Source organism: Methanosarcina barkeri MS (assembly GCF_000970025.1).
GTDB classification, from domain to species: domain Archaea; phylum Halobacteriota; class Methanosarcinia; order Methanosarcinales; family Methanosarcinaceae; genus Methanosarcina; species Methanosarcina barkeri.
Genome location: NZ_CP009528.1, coordinates 2,747,761 through 2,772,052, shown reverse-complemented (window position 1 = coordinate 2,772,052; position 24,292 = coordinate 2,747,761). Strand labels below are relative to the sequence as shown.

The window sequence follows — 24,292 nt, the reverse complement described above, 5'->3', positions numbered from 1 at the left end:
ACCTTATCCGGAAAAGTACAAATTGGGAGTTGGGAATTATGAAGCAGGAGTTCATTGAGAAATACTATTTGGGCAAAGAAGTTGAAATTGACATTGGGGGAAATACCACATACAGAGGGATTGCTGCCGAGTGCAAAGACGGAGTCCTCAGCCTTAAGTGGACCATAAAAGAAGAAGGCTATACACATATCGATATTGAGAGAATCGCTGCAATGTGGAGAACACTGAGAAGGTAACAAAACTGAGAAGGTAACAAAAAGCAATAAACTATTAAAAGCAATAAACTATTAAAAGCAATAAACTATTAGAAACAGTTTACTGCTAAAAGTAATAAGCTACTTCATCGAAGCTACAGGTCAAAACTCTTTTTGTACCTGTTGCTTCAGCTAAACTTTCAAATTTAGGAGAAAATCCTTCTTCTTGGCATGAAAGTACACGAGAATAATACTTTTCACATATACTTTTCACATATACTTTTCACATATACTTTTCACATATACTTTTCACATATACTTTTCACATATACTTTCACATATACTTTTCACATATACTTTTCATATACTTTTCACATATACTTTTCACATATACTTTTCACATATACTTTTCACATATACTTTTCACATATACTTTTCACATACTCTTTTCTTCCTTTTTTCTGTCCTTTTTTAAAGTTTGCCTTAAAGCCTGTGGTCCGGTATTTTTCTACGCCCAAAAAATATATATCTGCAAGCTTTTAATTCTCGAACATGCCAGTGCAGAAAAACTCTTTAAATCCATATTTGGAAGTTGTAACTGGCAGCATAATTTACGGCACTATCGGAGTTTTTCTGGATAAAATTCAGAATATGTCAACCGGATCGATCCTTTTCTCCAGGCTCTTCTTTGGTCTCTGCATGATTTTTGTTTATCTGCTACTCAATCGAGGGCTCGGACAGCTTAAACCCCATAGAAAAAAAAGATACCTTCTCCTCCTGGGCCTTCTAAATGCGATAACAGGGATTTGTTACTTTTCATCTATTAGGTATAGTGGGGTTTCGGTGGCTGTCCTTCTGCTCTATACAGCCCCGGTATATGTTAATCTGTTTGCTCCTTCGATTCTCGGAGAACACAGTAATAGTAACAGCGTTCTCCCTCTTTTGCTTGCAATAACAGGAGTTTTACTGATTGCACGTCCGGGTGAAATTCTTGGACATGCAGGTCCTGAATCTCAGAAAGGCCTTCTTTTCGGGTTACTGTCAGGGCTGTCATTCGGTGCGAATATAATAACGATTCGATATTTGAGAGATGATTACTCAGGAATAGCACAAACCTTCTGGCTGACTGGAATAAGCCTTCTTTTTATGCTGCCGGCCGCACTCTCCACTCCAACTACTGTTTTCGTTAAAAATCTTGATATCCTGCTCCTCTTCAGCTTAACTATAACGTTCGCTGCCATAATCTATCTGATAGGTATCTCAGGAATCAGGGCTCAGACAGGAAGTATTCTTGCCCTGGTCGAGCCTGTTTCCGGAATTTTCTTTGACGTTACTGTCTTGAAAAATCCGCTCTATATATCGACTTTTCTTGGTTGCGTTTTTATTCTTACAGCAGCCTATGTTATAAGTAAAAGGGATAAGGTAGGCCTGAAATAGAAGTACAGAATATAGAAATCTTCTCTTTGTGGAATTATTATCTTCTTGTAGAAGTTTCCTCTTGTAGAAGTTTCTTATTGAAAGGTCTTTTCTTGTAGAAGTTTCTTCTTCTATATGTCCCTCTTTGCAGAATTCCCTTCTCAAAAAAAAAGGAGAGCAGTCTTAAAATAGAGGTTTTCTGTGGGACCCTGTGTTCTGCCCAAAAGCTCTTTAGTTAAAAGCTCCTCTTTTTTTGTTATAATGGTTTTGAAAAAGCAGGAAAAGCATGACTGAAGAACGCCCAATTATCGAGCTTAAAAACCTGACAAAAATATATAAAAACGGAATGAAATTTCGCGCGCTCGACAATGCAAACTTAAAAATTAAGAAAGGAGAATTCGTTGCAATCGTCGGACCATCTGGTTCTGGAAAAAGCACACTTATGCACATGATAGGCCTGCTGGACACCCCAAGTTCTGGGACGCTCATGATAGACGGTAGAGACGTAACAAATATGTCGGATAAGGAACGTTCTGAGATGCGAAACAGAATGCTTGGTTTTGTTTTCCAGTACCATCACCTGCTCCCGGACTTTACGGCCTTGGAAAATGTAATAATGCCGCTCTTGATTACGGGAAAAAGCAGGAAAGAAGCACAGGCAATTGCTGAAAACCTCCTTAAAGAGGTAGGACTTGAAGACCGGATGGATCACAGGCCCGGTGAACTTTCAGGAGGGCAAAACCAGAGGGTTGCAGTAGCAAGGGCACTTAGCTGTTCTCCTGCAATCGTGCTCGGAGACGAGCCTACAGGCAACCTTGATACAAAAACGGGTGACCTGATCTATGAACTGCTCAGACGGCTGAACAGAGAGCATAATCAGACTTTTATCGTGGTTACTCATAATGAAAACCTGGCATCAAAAGCTGACAGGATTATCAGGCTTGTGGACGGAAAAATTACAGATCAGTGAGGATAGAAAGATGGAATATGCAACAGGAAAAATAGGTAGAGTATTTACCGTAAGGATCGATTCTGGAGAAGACTTGATTCTGGAACTGATTAAACTTGCTGAACTGGAGCGCATCGAATCTGCTGTTTTTGTATTGCTTGGCGCATTAAAAGAGGCACAGCTTGTCACAGGCCCTAAAAAAAGTATAATTCCTCCAGAACCTGTATGGTCCGTCTTTAATGATGCACATGAGATTCTGGGAATTGGAGACATTTTTTTAATGGAAGGAAAGCCTAAGATCCATCTGCATGCAAGCGCAGGCAGGGGAGACAATGTAAAACTCGGGTGTTTGAGAGGAGAAAGCGAAGTTTTTATGGTAGTTGAGGCTTTTGTCCTCGAACTTGATGGATTTTCTGCTAGAAGAATTGAAGATAAGGAACAGGGCTTTGCCCCTGTATGTTTTGAACGAGTTTTAGATATGAAATGACGTTCAAGTAGAACAGTTATAATCAGGGCTCAAAAGTTTGAGTATGAAAGCAAGAAGTTAAATATAATCCTGCAAAATTGTCTGGCAGCCTTCTTCAAATTCAATTTTGCAATGTTGTTTCCAGTTCTCGAAGCCTTTCGAGTGCAATCATTTTTTCTTCATTATCTTTTAAAAATTCTTCTTCAAGGGTCTTTACAATTTGTGAGAAGGGCAAAGTTAACTGATAGTACTTCACAGGCCTGCCTTTTCCTTTATTCTTTTTTTCAGACCTTTCTTCCACCCAACCTCTTTCCCGCAGGGGGCGCATGGCTACACTTACTTCCGGTTGTCTAAGCCCTGATACAAGTTCAATATGAAGAGACCTGAGTTCACTGCAGTCTTTCAGACATACGATTGCGGTAGCCTCTGTTCTCGGGAGTCCCAGGCTCTGGAGCATGTCAATGATTGAATACTCTTTATCGGTTAAATTAACTGGAGAATCGTCGGTCATCGGAAGTGAATAATACTTTCAGGTTTATATATTTTATGTAGATAAAATTGTTTTTTTAAATAAATTGAGTATTGTTAAGAAGTATAATAGCTATCAAACCCTGTTAATGCCTTTTTTTGGAAAGTTTTAATATAAAACCTAATATTAGTAAATCTCCGGAAAAAAATCGGTTTTGTAAAAACTGGCTTTGTGATCCTGACCAAAACCTTTAAAGCTAGTGCCTGAGGAAAATAAAGATTCCTAAAACTCAGGAAGCCTGAGTTAAGGTTTGCAAAATAAGAAAATCTCTTGCAAATGCTCGAAGGATAATATTCCTGAATTTATACAGCTAAGGATGCAGATACCTGAGCAAAAGTATTTTTGAATTTGGAAATTCAACATATAGCCTTCATTTGTTAATAGGGTTTCTTATGAGACAATAGCGTAAAACTTAATTAAAATTATTTCCGTTAACCGGATAAAGAATTAAATACAATTCGGACATCTAACGGTTAAGTTAAGATTAAGTCTCAAATTAAGAGTAAGCTTCAAAATTAAGAGTAAGCTTCAAAATTAAGAGTAAGCTTCAAAATTAAGAGTAAGCTTCAAAATTAAGAGTAAGCTTCAAAATTAAGAGTAAGCTTCAAAATTAAGGATAAGCTTTGAATTAAGGATAAGCTTCAAAATTAAGGATAAGCTTTGAATTAAGGTTAAGCTTCAAATAACAGAATATATCTAATAGATAGATCAGAGATTAAAAAGGGTGAAATAATGTCGTATATCGGTCTACAGCAGGATTCTGGAGAATATAAAATCCAAAAGATACATGCTCGGGAGATCCTGGATTCAAGGGGAAATCCCACAGTTGAAGTTGATGTGTTTACGCCAAAGGGATTTGGCAGAGCCGGTGTTCCTTCAGGGGCTTCTACTGGTACGAACGAGGCCCTTGAACTGCGGGATGCAGACCCTAATAGATATGGAGGAAAAGGAGTTCTCACTGCAGTAAAGAATGTGAATACCATCATCCAGAAGGAATTGCTGGGGCTTGATGTGCGAAACCAGCGGGAAATCGATGAGCTGATGATTGAGCTCGATGAGACCGATAACAAATCAAACCTTGGGGCAAATGCAATTCTTGGGGTATCCATGGCTGTTGCAAGAGCTGCTGCAGATTCCCTGAATGTTCCTCTCTACCGCTATTTGGGAGGCTCAAATGCATTTACTCTTCCAGTGCCCACGATGAATGTCCTTAACGGGGGCAAGCATGCAGGCAATGATCTTGCAATTCAGGAGTTCATGATTCAGCCCAAAGGCGCAGAAACCTTTTACGAAGCTCTCCAGATGGGAGCCGAAATCTATCACGTTCTTGGTAAAATACTGGAAAAGAAATACGGTCGTTCTTCTACCAACGTGGGCTATGAAGGAGGATATGCTCCCAAGATGAGTGAGTCAACCGAAGCCCTTGATGCTCTTGCCCAGGCTATTGAAGAAGCAGGCTACACTGACACCGAGGTTACAATCGGGCTTGATGCTGCAGCCTCCGAGTTTTACGAAGATGAGGCCTACTCAATCGACGGAAAGAAACGCTCTGCTCCCGAGCTGATGGACTACTATGTCGAACTTGTGAACTCATATCCAATCCTTTCCATTGAAGACCCCTTCTATGAGGAAGCCTTTGAGGACTTCGAAGCTCTGACCAATGAACTCTGGGACACAATTATTGTTGGTGACGACCTTTTTGTCACAAACATTGAGAGACTTTCAAAAGGTGTTGACATGGGAGCAGCAAATGCACTTCTCTTAAAGGTCAACCAGATCGGAACTATTTCCGAAGCTTTTGATGCTGCAAATATGGCTTCCAGAAATGGCTATACAGTAATAGTAAGCCACCGCTCTGCCGAAACCGAAGACACAACAATTGCGGATATCTCGGTAGCTATCGGGGCAGAAATGATCAAGACCGGAGCCCCGGCCCGTGGAGAAAGAACAGCTAAATATAACCAGCTTCTCAGAATCGAGGAAGACCTGGGTGAGGTTGCACATTACGTGCAACTCTAACCCTTTTAATTTTTCATTTTAAATAGTTTTAGCTTTCTTTTTTCGTTTTAACAATTCAGTTTCATATGTCACACTTATCTCTTACAACCATAACCGGAACCTTCGAGTGACGGACCAGATTTTCTGCGACACTGCCAAGAAGCAACCTGTCCAGTCCTGTTTTTCCAAGAGTGCCCATAACAACAATATCCATTTTTTCCTCTTCGGCATACCGGATCAGTTCTTCTGCGGGATTGCCTTCAAGAAGAACGGGCTCAACATTGATTCCTTTCATATCTCCCAGGCTTTTTACATAATTTACAGCCTCATGTCCCTGTTTATCCCATGCCTCATGTATAGATTCCCAGTAAGGATCCACACTCATAGGAAAGGAATCTCCATTGATAGGAGCCAGGTAGGCCGTTGATACCACATAGACTGCATAAACCATTCCTCCACTCAACCGAGCAAGCTCAATCCCTTTTTCAGCAACCAGCCCGGAGCAGGGCGAGCCGTCGGTTGCAACCATTATTTTCTTAAAATTAATAGCTTCCATATAGAACCGTATTAGAATACGGGGATTTCCTAAATTAGATTTTTGGAATGCTGCAAGAAAAAGCTGTAAAACCTGAAAAGCAGGATGTCTCTTTCAAGCCTGCAAGCTCTCTAAATTATGAGATTACAAAAGCTTATCTCAAATTTTCAAGGGGCTTTAAACTGGCAAGCAGACCTAAACCAACATAGAGACAGCAAAAAAGGACTCTATAACACAAGAATAAAATATCCCGGTTAAGAGGCTTACCATTTCTTTGCAAGTCCCCCTCATACCTCACCTTGGATAGATCTTTACTTCAGATCTCCTGAATAACAGGAAAAAAGAACAGTGGAGGCGAGAAGTAGGGATAACAGCAGGCGCAGCAATTCCCACAGGTTACGATCACGACGAAAAACCAGACAACGAAACAGAAGAATAGGAAAACTAACCACTCAAGAACCAAGGGGTTTTAACATCTAAAAAATCATTCAGTTTTAGCTAAAGTTGCTATCGCTGATATATGGAAATACTAAAAATCTCTATACATTACAGTGTAACATCCAAAAGTTTATATATTAACGGTTACATTTATTTTAGATGTATACAATATAAGATTTTATATTGTATACATCTGAAATAAATAAGGAGAATTTAATTTAATGACAGAACAAAAATTCATTAAATGCCAAATATTTACTTCGGCACACCGCAAGCATATCTCAATGCATTCACAAGTGATAACCTTACGACCTGCCCCGTCGGTGGGGAAATGGTTCCATGTGATAAAGATAATATGAGATTTGAATTCCGAGACGGCAACGGTAGAGTATTTTATGAAGAGGGCAAAGAAACTTTTTAACTGCCTTCTTACTTTTTTTACTAGACCACGCTTGGCACAGTGCCGAAAAGTGCCAAGCGTGGCATACATGTTTTTGTTTATAAGTGATGGGGAATAACCTTTCCACTTCTCTTTCCTTTTTGGGATCTCAAATTACAAACAGTAATGATTTTAAGTAAAAACCTTAGGTATTTACGCAAGTAAGGTTTGTATATATCCTACATTCGGCAGGTCGACATTTCATTTTCGATCATTTTTGCTGATGGCGATTTTAAAATGATATTTCCTTATTGTGTGTAGTTATTAGGTTTACATATGATCCAAACATAATCTCTCATACTAACCTTTAATAGAAAAATGATTCAGTATTTATAGTCACGAGGATAAATAATGCAACTACTCAATAAGGTACAATGAGTTTTTGTTGCAATAATTGTAGGCGTGACTATATATATGTCATGGGAATTGAGCCAGAAGTTAACCAGCTTTAACTCTAACGCGTATTTATCAAATGTTCAAAAACGATATCAGAAAAAATATTTAAATCCCTTATGTAGACCTGCCGAAAGTAGGATCGAGCCTTGGAATCGAGCCGGTAGAATTCGCAATTCCAACTATATCATTGTTTAACAATTCTGTAAATAATCTGTTACATTTTATTCTAGCCTCTTTAAGAGAAATTCCATAATTTATAGCTATTTTGTTTATTACATCTCCCACAGTATTTACGTTATCAAGTAAATCAATCACTTTTTTTGCGGAATTATTTATTTTAAAAATTTTTTTACTTTTTTCATTGTATACAACATTTGTAAGTTCCGATACTATTGGCGAGTTAAATTTATTGTTTATTAATTCTGTTATATCAAAATTAATAGTATGAACTGCTAAATGTTTATGCATATATAATATCGCATTATCATTCAAATAGTCATTATAATATATTCTAGGGTCTTGTTTAATATATGGAATCTTAATCATATCTTTCAGATCTGAAACTCTATATCGTGACAAATAGATTAGCAAATGTTCACGTGGAATAGAACTCCAACAATAATCGCAATTATCTTTTTCGATTTGCTCCTTGAAGCTGGATAATAATCTTTGAGCCATTTCATTTGATAGGCCTACATCAATGTCGTAATTGTACCATAATTCGAGATCTTTTTTTTGGTCAATCTTAATATTTTTGACTGAATATTTTTTGGGATTGTGTGCAACTTTGGAATCTTTCCCTAATAGAAAAGTTGAACCACCAGATGAGTGGATTTGATCTTTTTTAGAAATCAATATATCTAGAGTTTCTTCTGCTTCAGTTTCGGTTTCTGTAGGGAATCCTAAGAAATAAAAAACATGATTCCAAATACCTGCACTAGAGCTATTTGAAATTATATTAAGAATCGAATCTTTATCTATTCCCTTATTCATGAAACTAAGAACTCTATTATTGGCGGATTCCATGCCGATATAGAAAACCCTAAATCCAGAATTGTATATTTTATTACATAATTCGGATGTAAATCCTTTTTCGAACCTTATGTCAGCATTCGCAAAAATTGTGGATTTAGTGTTTATAAGTTCATCTGACAATTTATCAAACCTAGATGGCGAGATACATTCATCAGAGAATGTAAAGTGATGACATCCATATTTATTTGTTAATTTGTTTAGATCATCTACAACTTTTTTAATGTCTCTGGGATCATAACGATTTCCATAAATATATGAGTGATCACAGAAAGCACATTTATTAAAATAACAGCCTCTACTTGACAGATATGGTAAAACCAGAAGAGGAGATAAATATTTATCCAAAGGGAATCCTTCAAAGCTAGGCGTAGGTAAGTTATCAATTCTTTCTGGCCTACTTATGTCTGTCTTACATACGCTTTCTCCATCCAAAAAAATTAAATTTGGAACCGATTTAAGATCTTTCTTGTTTTCTATATGTTTTACAAGTTCAAGAAGAGGTTTTTCACCCTCCAATGTTATTACGCTATCAAAAAATGTTGTAAATAATTCTTTTCTTGAAAGTAAAACATCCACTAGACGACTAAAGATACTTCCACCAATATTAATGTGGGAATCTGTTTCTAATTTCAATAAACGTGCAATAGTTAACCCTGGAATTATTTGTTCTGTACCTATAATCGAGATACAAACCAGATCAGGTTTTAGGTTTACTATTGGTTTTAGAAGATTATCTTTATAAATTTGAATATATGGATTAATTTCCTCGTCTATTGTTGCCTTAAATAATTCCGATATTGAATAATCAAAATTATCAATAGTAAAAGAAAATAGAGAGAGATTTGTCGGAAAATACGCAAGTGAGGTTATTGAAAGCGCCTCATTGATTGTATTCATACTTTTGTTGTAGTCATTAATATTATAGAAATTATCTTCATTTTTAATTAATGTCATTGCTTCTGATATACATTCGTGAATACGAGACGCCTTGGACATACCCATAAAAAAAGCAACAAACTTTTCTTGCTCTTTTACAGATAGTCGTTCCTTGTTATCTAATAATTCAAATCTTTCCTTAATTTTTTGTTTCATTGATAGAATGTGTTCAGGAGACAAAAAAATGTCATATGATTCTATATTCAAATCCTTTTGCACTACAGAATATCCATGCATTTCAAGATAAGCAGATAAGGATGGTATACTTAAATAAGGTTGTAATGGCGACCATTGTGGTGGGAAAATAAGAACAGTTTTCATGGAATCCGCAACCAAATTTGTTATATTCTGTTTGTAATATATTATCGTGCTATATTTAATGTGTATTTAAATACACTCATTGCTTTGCGAATAATTTAGAGTTAATACTTTCATTTTGGAATAAAATCCAATTTTAAAACCAAAATATTAAAAAATATAAATCGCAGTTTAAGCTAGCGTATATGAGTTACTGAAAACTGTGAGCTTAAGGATCTCACTTTATTTTCACGAACACGCGGGAAGTATTTGATTTTTCGTAATTGACCAATAACTCATGGGCACTAACTTATTAAACATGCGAATAATATTCAGACTCTTTACTCTACTTGCTCCATAGCTTTCTTATTATTGTTGTTATTGTTGTTTGTAGCGGCACGTAACGCTCTACTAACTTCTGGTAAATTCTCCGTTACTGCTGAAGCTACGATCTGTGGATCAAACGCCTCAATAACTTTAGATACTTCCGTTATTTTAGATGCTTCCGTTTCTCCCATATAATCACCTGTTATATCATTGCTTGTTTTCGTATTTAGTAACTGTTTTTATATTTTGAAGGTCTGAAAAGTCAGTTACTGAAAAAAAATCATAGCAACGCTGAGTAAACTCTCATCTATTTGACACAGCTAAAGTGATCATTTTTTATTTTTAAACCAGAATACCGTATTAATAGACCTCCCCTAATATTATATATAAACAACATATAAATATATTATGCCCTTAGAGCGTGCCTTAAAAGAGGATCTCAAATTAGCTTTTAAAATCGTATCCTCTTCAAATTGTATGGGTAAAAGTAAATTTCATGTATTTGCTGAAAATTTAAAAAATTACCCAAGTCCAAGAAACAACTTCAAAAGATGCATTCAACTTTATAACTGTATAATAAAATTGTTGCATATTTTTCGAGTTGGAAAATTCCCCATTGAATTTGAAGAGGATACTTAAAATCTCTAATCTAATTTGATATCCACTTTTTTAAAAGTATCTCCCAAATGAATTTTTGCTTTCAACTTTATTTTGCAATTCTGTCAACACCATTAGTTGGTATGCTATGAAACTCAATAGAGAGTAGAGTTTTCTACTCTGATTTCTTACTCTTCTAATATCGAATTTTACTGTACCCTTAATATGTCCATGTATCTTTTCACATTCAGCTCTCTTTTTATACTGATCATCAAAAGTCTCATCCTTGATGTTCTGATTTCTCAGGCACATTCCTACCTGTTCTTTTCTTCCAATTTCATATAGAAATTTGAGTTTGTCTTCCATTGGTGCATGAATGTCTCCACCGAGTTTACACTTTTTATTTACCCAGTGATTGATCCTTTCCTCTTCACCTTCTTGATTGATTACTGCATTTGAAGAGTAAGAAATAATCGGTTTTGCATTCAGATGATACCAGATATTAGAATGATTTAGGAATGAATCATAACCACCATCTGCAGAATAAAATGCCAGATCAGCATGCATATTCTTTAGAGCTTTAATATGGTTGATAAGTTCTGGAGAGTCACCAGCAAGTCCTTTTGTATGAGTCATGAAAACAGGATAAGTTCCAACTATTGTAATGTGTGCCTTATCCATTTATTTTTTACTTATTTACTTACATTCACAAAATAGTATGTGTCAAATATCACAGAATTACTCTCTAACCGTGATATAACTTGACTTCGTTTTTGTTGTGCTCCTGTCCGCATTTGATACAGTTAGACTAACATCATAAACCCCTGGATATCTAAATGTGTGAACAGCACTTCCAAAGTGACGAGAATTCCAATCGCTACTTGTTTCATGTTCAAACTTCCGGAAGTAGCTAGTTGGGTCGCCTGTGACGCCAGTGTTCTAAAAGTGAACATGCAAAAGTGCACTTCCATATGTTGTATCAGCATAGAAGTCTGCTATAGGTGCTCGTGCCATTGCAGGCAATGGAATGACTAATAGAGATAGCAAAAACTTCCGAAAAGAAGAAACTTAAATAAATAAAAAAAGGTAATCTAAAGATTATCTCAAAAACCAGTTGCTTCATACAGGTAGCCTACAACGTTAACAACTGTAATTGTAACCTTATAGTTCCCTTCCTGAAAACACTGATGTTCTGGATTCTTTTCTCTTAAAACTGTTCCATCTCCAAAACTCCATTTCCATTTTTCTGGTAAGCCTGTACGTTTGTCGGTAAATTTAACGTTTAATGGTGCTTTTCCGGAGGTAGGAGATGCAGAAAAAGCAGCAACAGGTTTTGCGATTTCATATTTTAGATACTGTGACATCCACAAATGACTTTTGTTTTTGTATTACTGCATTTTTGCATCTTTACCTGAGACTGAAAAATCCCAGGAGGTTTACAACCAAGTTTTCAAAGTTGCAGTCACTTTGCCACTTTTATATATTTCCACTTTAATTTTGTACTACTTCCTGCTGCATTTGTTGCTGTGAGTTTAACTGTGTAAATTCCTGCTGATGAATATGTGTGTGTTGGACTCTTTTCTGTTGAATATTTCCCATCTCCGAAATCCCATTTCCATGAAGTTGGTGATCCTTTGCTCGTCTCCGTAAATGTTACCTTTAGTGGAGCTTTTCCTGAGAGTGGCCAGCCCCAGAAATCTGCAGTTGGAGCTTGTGAAGTTCCTGTCACGGTTATATACTTTGTTTTTGTTACCGAGTTACGTCCTGCCGCATTCTTTACTGTTAAGCTAACAGTATATGTTCCTGCTTTTGAATACTTATGAACCGGATTCTGGTGGTATGACTTTGACCCGTCTCCAAAGTCCCATTTCCATGCAGTAGGTGTTCCTGTGCTTGTATCAGTAAATTTAACCTTTAATGGTGTTTTTCCGGAGGTAGGAGAGGCTGAAAAGGCAGCAACTGGTTTTGTTACTACTTTTATATATTTTGTTTTTGTTACCGAGTTACGTCCTGCCGCATTCTTTACTATTAAGCTAACAGTATATGTTCCTGCTTTTGAATATTTGTGAGTTGGATTCTGGAGGTATGACTTTGATCCATCTCCAAATTTCCAGAACCAGGAAGTTGGGGTGCCAGTGCTTGTGTCAGTAAACTGAACCTTCAGTGGTGTTTTTCCGGAGGTAGGAGATGCAGAGAATACAGCAACTGGTTTTGCTATCACTTTTACATAATCTGTTTTTGTTACCGTGTTACTGCCATGAGCATTCTTTGCTGTTAAACTAACAGTATATACTCCTGCCTTTGAATACTTGTGAACTGGATTCTGGTGGTATGACTTTGATCCGTCTCCAAAGTCCCATTTCCATTTAGTAGGTGTCCCTGTGCTTGTATCAGTAAATTTAACGGTTAATGGTGCTTTCCCGCTTGATTTTGACGTTTTAAAAGAAGCTACCGGAGTTTTCACCGGAGTTTTAATAGCAACCAGAGGTAAGTAGTCAATATTTTTACTATTTAGAACATAGGGGGAATCTGCAATTCCATCAGAGTCATTATCAGAAGCTGTCTGAGAGAAACCTTTGCCATCAGGGGAGCCCCAGAAGTTCCCGGCAATGTAAGGTCCTGAAACGATATTAGAACCTGCGGTTTTAGTAGTATTCCAGCTTACAGCGCCGTTCCACGATGAATCGAATATTATGTTATTTTTGTTGCTAAAGTAATTGTTATAAATACCAGGAGAACTACTTTCATGATAAAACTCAATTCCTACATTACACCCAGTTATCTTATTTTTTGAAATTGATGCGTATGTTGCTGATCCGGCTCCTTGATATAACCCAATTCCAATATCCGCATTCTTAATTTCATTTCCAATTATATTTACTCCAGCTTGACTTAAAGAAATCCCACCATTTGTGAAATAGTTACTTTCGATAGTACCAGAAGCCATATCTCCATCAAAAGAAACACCACAAGAATAAAAATAATTATTTTTTATTATTTGACCACGTGTTGCTCTGCCAACTAAATCAATTCCGTTTTTAGTGATAGAGAAACCATTGATATTAATATATTCTCTGCCGAAGTCATCATTAGATTCCTCAGCATTATAGAATCCAGAAACCTTTGGATACCCTTTTCCAAGAATCGTTAAGTTATCTTTTGTAATATGAACGTTCTCAGGGTAGGTTCCAGAATTAACAATAATGGTATCCCCTTTATGAGCGGCATCCACAGCCTTTTGAATCGTCTTGTATTTTTCGTTTGGTCCTACATTTATAGTAGCGGCTGATGCAGTAGATGAAACAATGATTAAACATAAAATCAGCACTATCGATATTAAACCAATTTTCTTATTAATTTTCATGATTTGCATTCCTATATTTAAGTTTTATATATAATGCCAATAATTTATATCTGTTTTATATTGTTAAACCTTTTTATATTATCAAAGTTTAATAAAATTAGCATACATTGTGTTAAAAAAGTAACGGCTTTTCGTTGTTTGGTGTGGAGATCCTTGTAATGTATTCATAAAAACCAATGCAGGCTCGAATTGAAAATCATCTTATCCATAGGGAATGGCGAAGAGCCAAAATAACATTAGAAGCAAAACAATTCACGGGTTTTACTCTAAAATCTGGGTATTTTACGGAAAATATCCGGTATACGGGCAAATTTCAGCCTGATACGATGAAAAGTCACAGGATAACTAAAATCAGTGTGTTTATAATTTATGGGGAGATTTGAGAGATTTGTAAAAAATTAAAATTAAAAACTCCATTAGTAGGCGAAATTTGAGCCTATAAGGTGTAAAAATAGCAGGGTTTTGAAATCATGAGGGTAGGGAAATTCTGACACTTTCTATATAGAACACTCAATTAAATTATTGGGAGAAATATAACAGCATTGTGGTTTGTAAGTGAACCACCAGTTATAACAAAAAATGAGTGATGAGAGTTAATTAAGCTCTTTACATATCAAAATTAAACGTTCTACATATCAAAATTGCTATTATCTAAGGCTTATTATCTAAGGCTGGATCAAGTATTGTACAAGACCAGATAAAGCCTAGTAAGTAAGACAGAGAGCCGCCAAAACCCCTGATTTTTTGTTTCTGAAAAATATGTGGATCAGAAAATATGTGGATTAAATATCAAAGGTAACCTTTACTACCTCACATTCTGACAGATTTTCAATATGTACGCCATCCAGTATTCCCGTTATCTCAAGACCATTAAACTCATTTGAACCGCAAAGTACGTCCTGATTCGGATGCGTACCAGGAGTGATATTGCAGCTTAGAACAGTTTTGTGCCCAACCGATACTACAATTGGAAGCCTTGGGGATGCAGGGTGGTTCTTTGGAAGGACTATTAATGGTGACCTAATTTCCCTAATCATAAAAAGAACGCATTTAAGCCCTTTTTCGGTTTTCTCATCCACAGACAGCGCGGAAGCAACAATCAGGTCATGGGGTTCCAGCCCGAGTACAATCTCTTCGTTCTCAGTTTCCAGAAAAAACTGTCCACTCGGACCTGCTTTCACAATAGCCACTGTTCCTGCCGTGCCGCGCAGGAGAAGCATTTCACTTTCCTTCAGTGAAATGTCTTTAGAAGAAGTCGATTCTTTCATGTTAAAAATAAGTATTAAAAAATCCAGTCGATTATCAGGATTCTACTACATTTTTAGACTGGCAGGAAGGACACTTCACATTTTTACCAATGCCTTTGAATCTGTTCCCACAGTCTTTACATACATAGTCTTTAACCGGCAAATTTCCTTCCATATCCAGATCAAACGAGTCTCCAACACTACACATCATTGTCACCTCACGGTTTTATCAAGGGGCTCAGTAATAATTATAATACCCACATATTACTACTCATACTTCTCCAATTAATACCTTTCCATACCAGTCCCCGGGGGCGATTTATGATCACAGTCTGCCCATCAGAACACCCATTTCCACAAATTTATGTTTAACAGAGGCATGCATTTAAAAAAGACATATATAGAGTAGTTAACTTTGCCAACCTCTAGAAAATGTCACTTGCAGATCAATGTAATTTTTCATTCAGTGTAATTTTCCATTCAGTGTAATTTTTCTTCTTTTGATTTTTTTCTAGATTTTAAATCCTCCATAATAGGATAAGTAAATAAATCCTATTACGCTGCTGAGCCCGTAAGAAATAAAACGCTCTAAAAAAACGAAACTGCTTGCAGATGCGAGGGACAAGCCAAAATACAGAAGTAAAGAGATCAGGCTCCTTCAATTATTCCGAGGCCTCCTGGAGTTAATGGTAGGGCTCCTAGAATGAAAGTCAAGACTGAAATTGTTACAATCAGGTTTAAAGAAAGGTCAATATTCAGGGCCAAAGTAACCAGTTTGAGGCGTATTACATCAAGGGTGCAGACCCCACAGGATAAAAGGAAAACAGGAACAAAAGCTTGTTTAAACTGATTTCAGTTTTTCATTATGTTGCGAAAGAGAGAAGCTAATTTTGCTCGAAACATAGTTTTAACATGTATCATTCTAAACCTTATGTTCTAGATTACCAAAAACCACAGAACGCAGAAGACATTTTACAAAAAGTTAACAGAAGCAATTTCAGAACATATTGATCCAGATGAACAATCTGTCATAGGTTTTCTGGATGAATCTTCACCACAAACAAAAGCTAATACACAATGTTTATGGCCTTTTAAAATATCTTTGAGGATATAATATACTGATTATATAAAGGCAAATTCATTTGCCTTTTATTCACTTAATGGAAATAATCTTATTGAATTCAAGAATTGTTCAAAGGCAGAAAACGTATGTGAATTTCTGGAAAAAATAGTGAAAGAAAACAAAGGAAAAATAGTTGTGCTTATACTTGACAATCCAAAAACACATCACTCAATAAAAACAGTAACAAAAGCCAAAGAATTAGGGATTATACTTGTGTTTCTACCACCATATTCACCAGATCTAAATCCTGTAGAATATGTATGGAAAACAATAAAAAGAGAAGTATCTGTCACATTTGTTCAATCTAAACAACATTTAAGAAACATCATCAAAAAAGAGTTTATTAGAGTAGAAGACTCATTGTCATTTGCAAAGAGATGGATGGAAACTTTCTATCAGCAAATAAAAAGTATAATTTGTTAAGTAAGGAACTATATTACTTGGAAAAAATAAATAATTTAAAGAAAAATGGCAAAACCTCACTTATCTTCTGAGAATCATAGTTCTCAGACGGTCAGCAGCACTTGCGGACTTATCAGCAATGCCTCCTACTCTTTCAACAAGTCCTATCAGGTGGCAGACACCTGCACCTCCTATAGTGTCTTCGTTTTCGAAGATCTTTTTTGAGAGAGAAGTTTCAAGCACATCCACATCATGTTCCAGTCTTTCGACTTCAGGGATGATGGTCATAGTTTCTTTGATTTCTTCCTTGCTGAAAGAAGTTGCGAGAAGCTTGTAAAGTGCACCCGCAAGTTCATCGTAAAGCCTTGCAGTCTTCAGGGAGGTATTCATCAGTTCCAGAAAGCCTTCTTTGATTTCCTCGGGGATATCCTCACAGGATCGAAGGGTCATCCAGTAGGCAGCCGTCTGAGCATAATCCGCAATAGAGTCCTGCTGCTTAAGAAAAGAAAGGAGGTCTTTTTTATTCACGGGCAATCTTACTGATGAGGGAATGCTTGCCCTTATCTTCTGTTTGAGTTTATCAGCCTCATGTTCCAGTGTGTCAATCTCATCTGTTCTCTCCTCCAGAATAGACTGGTTTCCTGCACAGTAGGCTTCCATTGCTTCAGCCAGCTTTTCAACTGCCAGTACTCCCTTTTTTGCGTGTGCTTCCAGAGGCACAAAGGGAGATTCAGCAACCACGTCAAGGACAGAACGGATGTAGTCTTTCATAAAAAGATCACCTCTAATCCTACAAAGATCAATGCCGATGTAAGGGCGGCTATAGGAACTGTTGCTACCCAGGAAGAAATAATTTTCCAGATCACGCGTAGGTCAACGGCTGCAATCCCGCCTGCGAGTCCGACCCCTATAACCGAACCGACAAGTGTATGTGTAGTCGAAATCGGAAGGGAACTGTAACTGTGAAGCAAAACCACTGTCGCCGTTGCGAACTGGGCAGAAAAACCACGTGTAGGAGTAAGTTGCGTAATCTTTGAGCCGATTGTTTGAACCACTTTATAGCCCCAGGTGGCCATTCCTATTACCATTCCAAGGCCTCCCATCAAAAGTACCCATATCGGAATTCCGGCATCTGTACCTGAAACTCCCATAACCTTAAGTGCTGCACAGAGAGGACCAATCGCGTTTGCTACATCGTTTGACCCGTGCGCAAATGCGATATAACAACCAGTAATGAGTTGTAAGGATATGAATTTTTTCTCAACAAAAGGCAGGTCTATAGCTCTGTGAAGGAAAATCTTTCTTATTATGGAAAAGGTCAAATAAGCAAAAACTGCTCCAAGAACTGGCGATATAAACCAGCTAGCGACAATTTTCAAAAGTTCTCCCCAGTGAATGTCAGAATAAGAGATAGTTCCATTGTAAGCCGCAATCAGCCCGAAGCCGAGCACGGAACCAACTATGGAATGGCTGGTTGAAACGGGAAGGTTATAAAAAGTCGCAAGAGTTACCCAGAAACTTGCCGCAAGAATTGCAGCCAACATCCCCACCGCCACAATATTTGGGTGAACTTCGCCAACGATGCCGATGGGGACAATCCCGTTGGCAATTGTAGAGGTAACTCGTCCACCGAATAATACGGCGCCTAAAAGTTCAAAGACAGCAGCAATAACAATCACTTGCTTGATTGATAAAGATCCTGTTCCAACTGAAGTCCCCATAGCATTTGCGAGGTCATTTGCCCCTATATTCCAGGCCATATAAAGGCCGGCTAAAATAAGCGCTATGATAAGTAAATCCATTTTTTTTCTGCTCCAGAAATCTTAAACTTCAAACTTGTTATAATAACTGTAATAGTCTTAGGACTTACGCAGTTAAAATGCCGAAAACTTGATATCTTTATAAATATACTTATGGCTTAGTGTTTCTCTAAAAACGTACGGAGTTATGGACATAAATCCACCTAAGTGTACCGACATTGACTACATTAATTTTCTCATTGCGGCTTCTAACGTTTTTAGCTGTACTGAAGCTGCTAGATGTTATCCAGACATAGCTAATGCTCCTTCTCATGATGCTTTTACTCGTTGCCTTCAAAGGCAACCTCCAGACACGGAAGCACTATGGGAGGAAGTAAAAAGTTATGTCAAGCTTAAGGGAGGATACCTAATTGTTGATGATTCAACATTAGATAAACCATACGCAGAAGAAATTGCTTTTGTTCGTCGTATGTGGAGTGGAAAACATCATCGTACTGTAAAGGGAATAGGCCTGGTTACTTTAGTTTGGACTGACGGTACAACCGTTATACCTATCGATTTTCGAATTTATAACATCGATGTAGACGACAAAACAAAGAATGACCATTTCCGTGATATGCTTGACAAGGCCGAAGAACGTGGTTTTAATCCCAAATTCGTTTTATTTGATACATGGTATGCAAGTGTGAAAAACCTTAAAGCCATTAGACAGAAAGAGTGGCATTTCCTTACAAGATTGAAAAATAATCGTTTGGTAAATCCTGACAACAAGGGAAATGTGCCACTTGAAACAGTAGATATTCCTCCAAAAGGACGTGTGGTTCACCTCAAAGCATATGGATTTGTAAAGGTGTTTAGGATAGTTTCAAAAAATGGAGACACGCAACACTGGGTTACAGATGTGCAAGAGATGGATGAAGCAAAACGTGAAGATTTGGCAAAGAAGTCATGGAAAATTGAGGAATATCATAGGGGAATAAAACAGTTCTGTGGTGTCGAAAAATGTCAGGCAAGAAAGGAAGAATCACAAAGAGCACATATAATGTTCTCATTAAGAGCTTTTCTTAGACTGGAATTACAAAGAATCAAAAGTGGAATATCCTGGTTTGAAAGTGCTATGAAAATTAGAAGAGTGGCAGTGACAGAATACTTAAGGAATCCCCAATACACGTTAAATTAATTCAAATATTTGAAAGTTTGGAAAAAACAATATGCTAGGAGCCAACTGCGTAACTCCTAAGTCTGTAAACTCCAATTTTTAGTTTTTATAATAAGTTTATCTATTTCATTAGTCAAAGATTTATTATTTTCATTAATTCCTGAACACTTCTCTTGATTTCGAGTCTGTATTGTATTTCAGACCATTTCATTATATTTTATAGTTTCCATATATTTTCGAGCGCTCTATATAATCTATAGATCTATATATGACTATTTTTGGTATAGTCATATTCTTTACTTCAGGGTTAGCGGTTTTAAATCTTCAATCTGAAGGTAACAGAGGCAAACTCTAAGAGAACAAATCTTTTCCGTTATTCAAGCTAACGTAAAGTTTTTATTCGAATATGCCTTTTCGGAACTTTAACAATAATTATTAAAAAAGAGTTTCAAAAGCAAGAAGGATTGAGGGAAAATCTGGAGAAAAATGCTTGAAAAGATTATTGATTATCTGCTTATACTATTGATTATCTGTTTATACTTTTCAAGGTTTATTTGCGCCTACGATCTTGGTTTTCATAAAGAGACTTTTCAAAGAAGTTCTTAAAACGAAATTTTGAATTAACAGCATTGAGCATTTAGCAGTATAGGTTATTTAACAATAAAAACTATTTAATATAGAACAACAGAGGAAGATCTTTTTCAAGTTTCAAGCCCATGAAATTCCTGATCTCTTAGTTCTTTTTTCCTGATATTATCTCTGAGCAGGTCCAGCACCTCTTCATCCGAAACATCGTACCATCTTTCGTAAGCCTGGGCAACAGCCCTGAAATAGGCAGGAATCTCAAGCACCAGAAGCTCATCTACTATTTTCTGAAGCTCTTCTGCGACCTCTCTTCCTGCTACAGGCACTGCAACAACTATTTTTCCAGCCTTTCTGTTTTTACAAAGCTCAATGGCTGCCCGCATTGTAGAGCCCATTGCAATGCCGTCATCAATAAGAATTACAGTTCTTCCTGCAAGCTCAGGCAGGGGATTTCCTCCTCTAAGGGCTTTTATCCGCCTTTCAATCTCAGCGATTTGCTCCTGTTTTATCCGTTCAATTGTTTCCCCTGAAAGCCAGTAATGTGCGTTTTCTAAAATAAACATGCTCCCATTCTCGGCTATTGCCCCGAATCCGGCTTCAGGATTGTCCGGGAAAGGCATTTTCCTTGCAATAATGAGAGATAAATCGGCATTCAGCTTCGCTGCAACCTGCAGTCCAACTTCCACTCCCCCGCGTGGAATAGCAAGAATAATAGGATATTCAGTCCTGTATTTCTCAAGAGCTTTTGCAAGCTTTTCCCCTGCATCTTTACGGTTTTTGAACATGTTTCCACCTTATATTCAAAAATTATGCCTCTTTTCCGTACAAATGTTAAAATCAAAATATCCTCATAGGCCGCCTGTGAATTTCTACTGAAGAGCCTGAAGGAAGACTGGTTTCTGGTAAACAAAGTTCCAAAACTTTGTTTGCAACATCTTCAGGCTTGAGAACCGGTTCATTTGAAAAAAGCGAGCGGTACATGTCGGTATCCACACCTGCAGGACAGACTGCATATACCTGAAGCCCACCTCCAACTTCGTAAGCAAGAGACTCTGTAAAACCAATTGCTGCAAATTTTGAAGCGCAGTATATCGAAAGCTTTGGTATGCCATGCTTTCCTTCCCCTGAAGATATATTTACAATCCTGCCTTCTCCCCGTTTAAGCAGATAGGGAAGAGCGTACTTTGTGCAGAAAAACATGCCTTTCACGTTTGTATCCATAATCTCATTATATTCTTCGGTTGAAGTCTCCACAAGATATTTCCTGTATGCTACTCCTGCATCGTTTACGAGAATGTCAATTTTTCCAAAAGCGTTTACTGCCTTTGAAACCATGTCAATGACTTCCTCTTCTTTTCTAATGTCGGTCTTTACCGCAAGAGCTTTTCTACCTTCCCTTTCCACCAACCTGGCAGTTTCTCTAATTTCTCTTTCGGTTCTAGCGACAATTACAATATTGGCTCCTTCTCTTGCCAGTGACAGGCAGATAGCCCTTCCAATTCCTCTTCCCCCACCGGTTACAATGGCTGTCTGGCCTTTCAATCTCATAGCAGTCACTCTACAGTCATTTAATTAATTATTAAGCAGGATAAGGATATAATTTTGGAAGCAATATTTCTGAACTGCAATCAAGAACTCTCTCTTAAAAGGAAAGGGGATTCCGGCAAAAGAATGCAAGAAGACCTGGCAAAAAGATAATGTATATATTATAAATCTGCCAGAGCCACCTGCTACAAAGTCTGTCAGTTACCTAATAGAAGTCTGCCAGAGCTACCTATTAGAAGTCTAACAGAACTATCTACTACAAACTTTCTGAAATTATTGCCCAGAATTGCCGGAAGTCTACCCTTTAAGTTTCAGCCATTAAAGCTGGGGGACTGGAAGAGCCTGTATCTCGATTATCTTCCCGGATGTAACTTTTGAATCAGGCGAAGCAAGTTCCAGCACCTTTTCTGCGATGTGCTCTGGTTTGAGTGAAGGTCTGTCCGAAAAGAGTGACCTGTACATATCCGTATCCACACCGCCCGGGCAGATTGCATAGACTTTTATTTCTCCTTCCAGCTCGGCAGCAACGGACTTTGTTATGCCGTTTACTCCAAACTTCGAAGCACAGTATACAGATAAATCCGGAAGCCCGTGTAATCCTCCTACTGAGGATATATTGATGATTTTCCCATTATTGCTCTCTCTGATGTATGGAATCGCATACTTTGTGCAGAGAAAAACTCCTTTTAAGTTGGTATCCATCATTTTTTCGTACTCTTCCAGGGTGGTATCTTCCAGCTTCTTTTTGTAGGCCACACCTGCGTTGTTGATAAGAATATCAAGCCTGCCGCATTTGTCAATTGTCATTGAAATCAGGCGTCTTACGTCCTCCTCATTCTGCACGTCAGCCTGGACAGCCATGGCTTTACTGCCCATTGCTTTTAATTTATTTACCATCTCTTTGATTTTACTCTCATTCCTTGCTGCAATAACGACGTTTGCTCCCTCTTTTGCCAGAGCAAGGCAGATAGCTTTTCCTATCCCTTTGCTCCCCCCGGTTACAAGAGCTGTTTGACCTGCTAAACTCATTACTATCCCCTTTATCGGTTTATTTTTATCTAATTGTTTTTTATTAAATAAAAGATAAAACGGATAAAAAAAGGGATATATTTTTGGAAATTAAGTTTCTGAAAAGAAGTTATTCTCGTGAGAATGAACTTTTTGTTACTCTCAATTTCTTCGGTTGTCAGCCTCTTATGATTGTTGAGATTCAAATATTCATTATATTACTTTTGAAAGTTGGAAAATAGTAATGGCAGCGAAGATGAGACCTTAATTACCCTATACCTTTTTTTGGCTAGATAGCTATGATCTCTCACAAATTAGTACAAAATTAATAATTATCTTATTGTTAATTTTTGTCGTCTTGAAGGTAGTTGTTTTGAAAGCATTACCAATGACGACTGTAACAAAAACACTTTAAAAAGATTAGAAAAACCTGGAAGCTTTTTTGTTCCTCTTACCTATCCCCCGACAAAGTAACCCAAAAAATATTCCCTCAATATATTCTTTGGATTAAAATATCTTCCAGGCAATTCTTTACTCACATACCATCCAGTCGTTTCCCCTTTGTGTTGACCTCTTTGTTTTGACCCCTTTGTTTTTGTCTTAGTGGTCTATCCACTCCGTTTTTATCCGTTTGTTTGGGTTTGTTCTCTTATTCTCATGAGGTTGGATCTGTTCTCTTATTCTCGTGGGGTTCCAAGCTATAATTATTCCCAAACTTATTTAAAATAAATTATATGAAAAATTGGTTCCAAGCAAATAATATTCACGCATAAAATGTTTTTTTAGCAAACAACATTTGAATATTAATTATTATTTTTTAGGTTCTGTATTTTTTCTTCACTGCAAAACACAGAATTTTTTACTTATGCACAGGTTCTGTATCAAAAACTATGTATAAACGATAGAAGGAAGCTCTGAATATGAAATTATAAATTTTACAGAGAAAACTGAAATAATGGAAGGAAAAAGTGTGTAAAGACGTTTTTCGAAGAAAAAGGGCTTTTTGACGGATAAGCCCGTTACTGCTCAGTTGTTACGAATGATAATGAAACAAAATTGTACGAGAAAGTATTCAAGCAATAGAAGAGGTGACCAAGTATTCAAGCGGACATCAGATGGCTTCGGCTTGGGATGTGATCATCCTGGCAACCTCGGCCCGACAATTTCCACATAGTTCCCATCATCTTGTGCAAGCCACAAAATTCCGTGCAATAAAATTGTTTTAAGCACGTCAGCAGGCATAACTAGCATGTCATTTGAGAGTCACCTATCTGGGTAGTCATACTTACACTTCTTGCCTTTTATACCTCTGAAAGTAAGTCGATTCCTGTGATTTCTTGCCTCCGTTTGCACGTAAAAATCCGGTTTTTGTGAAAGTTGACAGGGATGAAACAAAAGGAGAAGAATTAAGCTGAGATCACTGAAAATTGCCATAACGTATTATGGAATTGTTGATGTGCTATTTGATCTTATAAGCTGCAGACAAGAACAATCTGCAGCCCATAAGGAGATCTGTCCGGGGTATCAGTGTATCGATTGAGAAAGAG

General features: G+C 37.3%; 21 protein-coding genes and 3 pseudogenes. 8 read left to right on the top strand and 16 right to left on the bottom strand.

Annotation, left to right across the window (positions count from 1 at the left end; all coding sequences use genetic code 11):
• Positions 1–38: 38 nt before the first annotated feature.
• From MSBRM_RS11170 to MSBRM_RS11155, 4 genes are all read left to right on the top strand, one after another.
• Positions 39–236, top strand: a complete 198-nt coding sequence (locus tag MSBRM_RS11170) for an MM0924 family protein (protein ID WP_048116822.1) — start codon at positions 39–41, stop codon at positions 234–236.
• Positions 237–746: 510 nt separating this feature from the next.
• A complete protein-coding gene (locus tag MSBRM_RS11165) occupies positions 747–1,631 on the top strand; it encodes a DMT family transporter (protein ID WP_048155749.1) in 885 nt (294 codons plus the stop codon).
• Positions 1,632–1,896: 265 nt separating this feature from the next.
• Positions 1,897–2,580 (top strand): ABC transporter ATP-binding protein, encoded by a 684-nt coding sequence (locus MSBRM_RS11160; protein ID WP_048155746.1) that lies wholly within the window; start codon positions 1,897–1,899, stop codon positions 2,578–2,580.
• Positions 2,581–2,590: 10 nt separating this feature from the next.
• Positions 2,591–3,046 (top strand): PPC domain-containing DNA-binding protein, encoded by a 456-nt coding sequence (locus tag MSBRM_RS11155; RefSeq protein WP_048122728.1) that lies wholly within the window; start codon positions 2,591–2,593, stop codon positions 3,044–3,046.
• 100 nt (positions 3,047–3,146) lie between these two features.
• Here MSBRM_RS11155 and MSBRM_RS11150 read toward each other — a convergent pair whose 3' ends face one another.
• The gene (locus MSBRM_RS11150; RefSeq protein WP_048116834.1) at positions 3,147–3,536 is read right to left on the bottom strand and encodes a transcriptional regulator; all 390 of its coding nucleotides are present in this window, start codon (positions 3,534–3,536) and stop codon (positions 3,147–3,149) included.
• A gap of 750 nt (positions 3,537–4,286) precedes the next feature.
• On the opposite strand from MSBRM_RS11150, the gene eno reads away from it, so the two are divergent.
• Positions 4,287–5,573, top strand: coding sequence for a phosphopyruvate hydratase (gene eno, locus MSBRM_RS11145; RefSeq protein WP_048155744.1), 1,287 nt, complete (start codon positions 4,287–4,289; stop codon positions 5,571–5,573).
• Positions 5,574–5,634: 61 nt separating this feature from the next.
• Here eno and MSBRM_RS11140 read toward each other — a convergent pair whose 3' ends face one another.
• On the bottom strand, positions 5,635–6,108 hold the full coding sequence (locus tag MSBRM_RS11140; protein WP_048116838.1) for a universal stress protein: 474 nt from the start codon (positions 6,106–6,108) through the stop codon (positions 5,635–5,637).
• A 661-nt stretch (positions 6,109–6,769) separates the two neighbouring features.
• Between MSBRM_RS11140 and MSBRM_RS20450 the strand changes: the two genes are divergently transcribed.
• Positions 6,770–6,946: a hypothetical protein gene (locus MSBRM_RS20450; protein ID WP_155396442.1), complete on the top strand. Its 177-nt coding sequence runs from the start codon at positions 6,770–6,772 to the stop codon at positions 6,944–6,946.
• Between the two features lie 528 nt (positions 6,947–7,474).
• Here MSBRM_RS20450 and MSBRM_RS11135 read toward each other — a convergent pair.
• From MSBRM_RS11135 to MSBRM_RS21395, 9 genes and pseudogenes are all read right to left on the bottom strand, one after another.
• Positions 7,475–9,652, bottom strand: a complete 2,178-nt coding sequence (locus MSBRM_RS11135) for a PqqD family peptide modification chaperone (RefSeq protein ID WP_141706511.1) — start codon at positions 9,650–9,652, stop codon at positions 7,475–7,477.
• A 317-nt stretch (positions 9,653–9,969) separates the two neighbouring features.
• The gene (locus MSBRM_RS20445) at positions 9,970–10,146 is read right to left on the bottom strand and encodes a hypothetical protein (protein WP_155396443.1); all 177 of its coding nucleotides are present in this window, start codon (positions 10,144–10,146) and stop codon (positions 9,970–9,972) included.
• 478 nt (positions 10,147–10,624) lie between these two features.
• A pseudogene (locus tag MSBRM_RS11130) lies at positions 10,625–11,233 on the bottom strand (transposase); the annotation flags it as partial.
• Between the two features lie 57 nt (positions 11,234–11,290).
• Positions 11,291–11,467, bottom strand: a pseudogene (locus tag MSBRM_RS22115) (PKD domain-containing protein); the annotation flags it as partial.
• A gap of 188 nt (positions 11,468–11,655) precedes the next feature.
• The gene (locus MSBRM_RS11120) at positions 11,656–11,916 is read right to left on the bottom strand and encodes a PKD domain-containing protein (RefSeq protein WP_048116844.1); all 261 of its coding nucleotides are present in this window, start codon (positions 11,914–11,916) and stop codon (positions 11,656–11,658) included.
• A 98-nt stretch (positions 11,917–12,014) separates the two neighbouring features.
• Complete coding sequence (locus MSBRM_RS11115; protein WP_052712852.1) at positions 12,015–13,916, bottom strand: right-handed parallel beta-helix repeat-containing protein; 1,902 nt, start codon at positions 13,914–13,916, stop codon at positions 12,015–12,017.
• 782 nt (positions 13,917–14,698) lie between these two features.
• Positions 14,699–15,184, bottom strand: coding sequence for a hypothetical protein (locus MSBRM_RS11105; RefSeq protein WP_048116851.1), 486 nt, complete (start codon positions 15,182–15,184; stop codon positions 14,699–14,701).
• A 34-nt stretch (positions 15,185–15,218) separates the two neighbouring features.
• A complete protein-coding gene (locus tag MSBRM_RS20440; protein ID WP_155396444.1) occupies positions 15,219–15,374 on the bottom strand; it encodes an FmdB family zinc ribbon protein in 156 nt (51 codons plus the stop codon).
• 437 nt (positions 15,375–15,811) lie between these two features.
• Positions 15,812–15,949: a hypothetical protein gene (locus MSBRM_RS21395; protein ID WP_230629276.1), complete on the bottom strand. Its 138-nt coding sequence runs from the start codon at positions 15,947–15,949 to the stop codon at positions 15,812–15,814.
• A 114-nt stretch (positions 15,950–16,063) separates the two neighbouring features.
• Between MSBRM_RS21395 and MSBRM_RS11100 the strand changes: the two are divergent.
• Positions 16,064–16,709, top strand: a pseudogene (locus MSBRM_RS11100) (IS630 family transposase); the annotation flags it as partial.
• A gap of 60 nt (positions 16,710–16,769) precedes the next feature.
• Here MSBRM_RS11100 and MSBRM_RS11095 read toward each other — a convergent pair.
• Together MSBRM_RS11095 and MSBRM_RS11090 are read right to left on the bottom strand one after the other, a co-directional pair.
• The gene (locus MSBRM_RS11095; RefSeq protein ID WP_048116856.1) at positions 16,770–17,459 is read right to left on the bottom strand and encodes a TIGR00153 family protein; all 690 of its coding nucleotides are present in this window, start codon (positions 17,457–17,459) and stop codon (positions 16,770–16,772) included.
• Complete coding sequence (locus MSBRM_RS11090) at positions 17,456–18,490, bottom strand: inorganic phosphate transporter (protein ID WP_048116859.1); 1,035 nt, start codon at positions 18,488–18,490, stop codon at positions 17,456–17,458. Before MSBRM_RS11090 ends, MSBRM_RS11095 begins: the two co-directional genes overlap by 4 nt.
• A gap of 145 nt (positions 18,491–18,635) precedes the next feature.
• Here MSBRM_RS11090 and MSBRM_RS11085 point away from each other — a divergent pair, with 145 nt between their 5' ends.
• The gene (locus MSBRM_RS11085) at positions 18,636–19,628 is read left to right on the top strand and encodes an IS701 family transposase (protein ID WP_048155834.1); all 993 of its coding nucleotides are present in this window, start codon (positions 18,636–18,638) and stop codon (positions 19,626–19,628) included.
• Positions 19,629–20,308: 680 nt separating this feature from the next.
• On the opposite strand, the gene MSBRM_RS11080 is transcribed toward MSBRM_RS11085, so the two are convergent.
• The 3 genes from MSBRM_RS11080 to MSBRM_RS11070 all read right to left on the bottom strand — a co-directional run bounded on the left by MSBRM_RS11080 (position 20,309) and on the right by MSBRM_RS11070 (position 22,766).
• Entirely contained in the window at positions 20,309–20,977 is a 669-nt protein-coding gene (locus MSBRM_RS11080) for a phosphoribosyltransferase (protein WP_048116861.1), read from the bottom strand.
• 52 nt (positions 20,978–21,029) lie between these two features.
• Positions 21,030–21,740, bottom strand: a complete 711-nt coding sequence (locus MSBRM_RS11075) for an SDR family NAD(P)-dependent oxidoreductase (RefSeq protein ID WP_048155742.1) — start codon at positions 21,738–21,740, stop codon at positions 21,030–21,032.
• 315 nt (positions 21,741–22,055) lie between these two features.
• Complete coding sequence (locus MSBRM_RS11070) at positions 22,056–22,766, bottom strand: SDR family NAD(P)-dependent oxidoreductase (RefSeq protein ID WP_048155739.1); 711 nt, start codon at positions 22,764–22,766, stop codon at positions 22,056–22,058.
• Between the last annotated feature and the right edge of the window lie 1,526 nt (positions 22,767–24,292).

What these genes read in the sequence shown, in the direction of transcription:
- MSBRM_RS11170 (WP_048116822.1), top strand. Translation starts at nt 39, where the DNA reads ATGAAGCAGGAGTTCATTGAGAAATACTATTTGGGCAAAGAAGTTGAA.
- MSBRM_RS11165 (WP_048155749.1), top strand. Translation starts at nt 747, where the DNA reads ATGCCAGTGCAGAAAAACTCTTTAAATCCATATTTGGAAGTTGTAACT.
- MSBRM_RS11160 (WP_048155746.1), top strand. Translation starts at nt 1,897, where the DNA reads ATGACTGAAGAACGCCCAATTATCGAGCTTAAAAACCTGACAAAAATA.
- MSBRM_RS11155 (WP_048122728.1), top strand. Translation starts at nt 2,591, where the DNA reads ATGGAATATGCAACAGGAAAAATAGGTAGAGTATTTACCGTAAGGATC.
- MSBRM_RS11150 (WP_048116834.1), bottom strand. Translation starts at nt 3,536, where the DNA reads ATGACCGACGATTCTCCAGTTAATTTAACCGATAAAGAGTATTCAATC.
- eno (WP_048155744.1), top strand. Translation starts at nt 4,287, where the DNA reads ATGTCGTATATCGGTCTACAGCAGGATTCTGGAGAATATAAAATCCAA.
- MSBRM_RS11140 (WP_048116838.1), bottom strand. Translation starts at nt 6,108, where the DNA reads ATGGAAGCTATTAATTTTAAGAAAATAATGGTTGCAACCGACGGCTCG.
- MSBRM_RS20450 (WP_155396442.1), top strand. Translation starts at nt 6,770, where the DNA reads ATGCCAAATATTTACTTCGGCACACCGCAAGCATATCTCAATGCATTC.
- MSBRM_RS11135 (WP_141706511.1), bottom strand. Translation starts at nt 9,652, where the DNA reads ATGAAAACTGTTCTTATTTTCCCACCACAATGGTCGCCATTACAACCT.
- MSBRM_RS20445 (WP_155396443.1), bottom strand. Translation starts at nt 10,146, where the DNA reads ATGGGAGAAACGGAAGCATCTAAAATAACGGAAGTATCTAAAGTTATT.
- MSBRM_RS11120 (WP_048116844.1), bottom strand. Translation starts at nt 11,916, where the DNA reads ATGTCACAGTATCTAAAATATGAAATCGCAAAACCTGTTGCTGCTTTT.
- MSBRM_RS11115 (WP_052712852.1), bottom strand. Translation starts at nt 13,916, where the DNA reads ATGAAAATTAATAAGAAAATTGGTTTAATATCGATAGTGCTGATTTTA.
- MSBRM_RS11105 (WP_048116851.1), bottom strand. Translation starts at nt 15,184, where the DNA reads ATGAAAGAATCGACTTCTTCTAAAGACATTTCACTGAAGGAAAGTGAA.
- MSBRM_RS20440 (WP_155396444.1), bottom strand. Translation starts at nt 15,374, where the DNA reads ATGATGTGTAGTGTTGGAGACTCGTTTGATCTGGATATGGAAGGAAAT.
- MSBRM_RS11095 (WP_048116856.1), bottom strand. Translation starts at nt 17,459, where the DNA reads ATGAAAGACTACATCCGTTCTGTCCTTGACGTGGTTGCTGAATCTCCC.
- MSBRM_RS11090 (WP_048116859.1), bottom strand. Translation starts at nt 18,490, where the DNA reads ATGGATTTACTTATCATAGCGCTTATTTTAGCCGGCCTTTATATGGCC.
- MSBRM_RS11085 (WP_048155834.1), top strand. Translation starts at nt 18,636, where the DNA reads ATGGACATAAATCCACCTAAGTGTACCGACATTGACTACATTAATTTT.
- MSBRM_RS11080 (WP_048116861.1), bottom strand. Translation starts at nt 20,977, where the DNA reads ATGTTCAAAAACCGTAAAGATGCAGGGGAAAAGCTTGCAAAAGCTCTT.
- MSBRM_RS11075 (WP_048155742.1), bottom strand. Translation starts at nt 21,740, where the DNA reads ATGAGATTGAAAGGCCAGACAGCCATTGTAACCGGTGGGGGAAGAGGA.
- MSBRM_RS11070 (WP_048155739.1), bottom strand. Translation starts at nt 22,766, where the DNA reads ATGAGTTTAGCAGGTCAAACAGCTCTTGTAACCGGGGGGAGCAAAGGG.